3 protein-coding genes are annotated in these 2,188 nt (G+C 32.0%); all 3 read left to right on the top strand.

All coding sequences use genetic code 11. The features are described 5' to 3' along the window. Positions 1–329: 329 nt before the first annotated feature. Entirely contained in the window at positions 330–779 is a 450-nt protein-coding gene (locus SINDD18_RS04925; RefSeq protein ID WP_061863317.1) for a hypothetical protein, read from the top strand. 101 nt (positions 780–880) lie between these two features. Continuing rightward, positions 881–1,144: an RHS repeat-associated core domain-containing protein gene (locus SINDD18_RS10400; protein ID WP_081108259.1), complete on the top strand. Its 264-nt coding sequence runs from the start codon at positions 881–883 to the stop codon at positions 1,142–1,144. Positions 1,145–1,534: 390 nt separating this feature from the next. Then, entirely contained in the window at positions 1,535–2,035 is a 501-nt protein-coding gene (locus SINDD18_RS04920; protein ID WP_061863316.1) for an SMI1/KNR4 family protein, read from the top strand. The last annotated feature ends 153 nt before the right edge of the window (positions 2,036–2,188 follow it).

The raw sequence follows: 2,188 nt of genomic DNA, 5'->3' as shown, positions 1-2,188 counted from the left end.
TTGTTATCTGGGTTAGAAATTTAAAAAAACTATATCACCTTGATTTTGAGAAATATATAGATGGGTTAGATACAAATTTTGATGGTTCACAACAAATTTGATCCTCAAATGAAAAAATTATACAGCAAGCCGTAATGAGTAAAACTCGTGGAGACAATAAAGGATTTACATTAAGAGAATTAAATTCACGGGGTAATGAATTTACTGATCGTTACATTCAATACCACCCAGGGAGCCCTAGGCATTATGAGGGAGCACCTTATTGGAAAGTATCTTCTGGAAAAGGCGGAACGCAAAGATTTCCTGCAGAATAATATGAAAGGTTAATAATGAATATTTATGATGAAATTATCCCCGCGAAGAGTTTAGGGGGAATCAGATTAAAAGACAATATTAAAAACTACTCCAGTATCATTAATGAATATAATTTAAATGGAAAATTAAAATTTTTTCAAACTAATGTTAATTCATGCAGATATATATTTACTGATATCCCAATTGAAATTAACGTAGATATTACTTCAGGAGAAATTTATAAAATTTCTGCATTAGAAGGATATCAAGGCAAATTCAGAACTATTAAAATAGGAATGCCCATTAATGATATCTTAAATTCTAATTTAGGTTTCTATTACGATGAATGTGAAGAAGCTTTTTTTTCAAAAATTATTGAAGGAATTGCACTGGAAGTTTCTGAAGATGACCCTCCGTTCGAAGAAGCTCTCAAAATGAATATAAAATATATCTCTGTTTTTGATCCAACCGCATTTGATAAATAAATTTAATTATACATTTAATATTAATTAATTAATTTTGATTAAACAGGAATTCAAATAGTCGTCCTAGGGTGAGTTGATACCCAATGTTCCAGTAAGGTCGTCTGAAAGAGGAAACTCGAGTAACGGATAGCGCATACCAGCCCTTCCTCATACAAAACCAATATGCCGACCGTAAAACGGGGCTGCATTATAACTTCTATAGGTACTACAAGCCTAATGCGGGTCTGTTTGTGAATCAGGATCCTATCTTACTATTAGGTGGGAACAATTTGTATAGTTTTGCTTCTAATACAAATGCTTGGTTTGGTCCATTAGGTTTGAAGAGAAAACGGAATAAGAAGCCTAGAAGAATTATTCCAGTATGATGATATTATGGATGATGTTGATAAGTGGTCACTGATTCCTGTTAGTCAAAGACAAAAATGTTTGATTAAGGATAAACTACCTAGCGCAAAACAAAGAAGCGCCCAACAAAATCGCATGATGCGTAGAGACTTTTCTCGAAGACAAAAAAGCTTAATGTGAGAACTTGAAACAGGGCATACATGCCACTCCTCATCATATTATTTCGCATAAAAATGGTGGTTCAAATACATGGTGGAGTCCAACTCCTGTGAAACACCCTCATACTGGAACTATACACGGTACTGGGGCTACCTTACGAACACATTTGCCAAATAGCACCCTCAACAGGAATAATTAACTAGATTGTTCCTAGATAATAGATATAAAAATTGAATGAAGGATATTAATTTATGGATAATTTCAAAAAAATTCTTGTAGATATACAAGATTTAATCAAATCTAGTAATGGAAACTTAATTAATTATGGAAAATCAAATTTTATTTTTAAAAAAAGATATGATGTTTCTTTAGATGAGATAAATGATTTTGAAAAAAAATATAAAGTCACATTCCCTAGAATATATAGAGAATTTCTTCTAACAGTAGGATCTTGTACTTTGTTTCAAGATGAGTTACTACCTGGATTCGATTTTTTAGCTCCTAAAGAGCTTTATGATTGGTCACAACAAGTTTTTGAAGGAACTGATTGTAATTTATTCCCTAATATCTTAATTACTATTTCCATTCCAAGAACTGGCGATCAAGCTGGTTTCCTTCTTACAAAAGAAAATGAAAATTTTGGTGTTTTTTTTCCTGATATTCCTCCTGAAGAGTGGGAAGAGGATACTGAATTTGAAAAATTTGAAGACTGGCTAGAAAACTTGATGAAAGAAAAACTAGAGGAAATTTAAAAAATTTTGAATAACCAATTTTAAAAATATTTATTATTTAGCAAATCTAACAAAAATCACACCATGCCGTCTGAAAACACTATCCTAAGCCTTATCAGACGGTCTTTCCCCTTCTTTAACAATTCAACTTCTCACTATCGTTTACGACCGCAG

The organism is Streptococcus infantis (genome assembly GCF_001579645.1).
In the GTDB taxonomy this organism is placed as follows: domain Bacteria; phylum Bacillota; class Bacilli; order Lactobacillales; family Streptococcaceae; genus Streptococcus; species Streptococcus infantis_E.
This window is presented reverse-complemented; position numbering and strand designations above follow the sequence as displayed.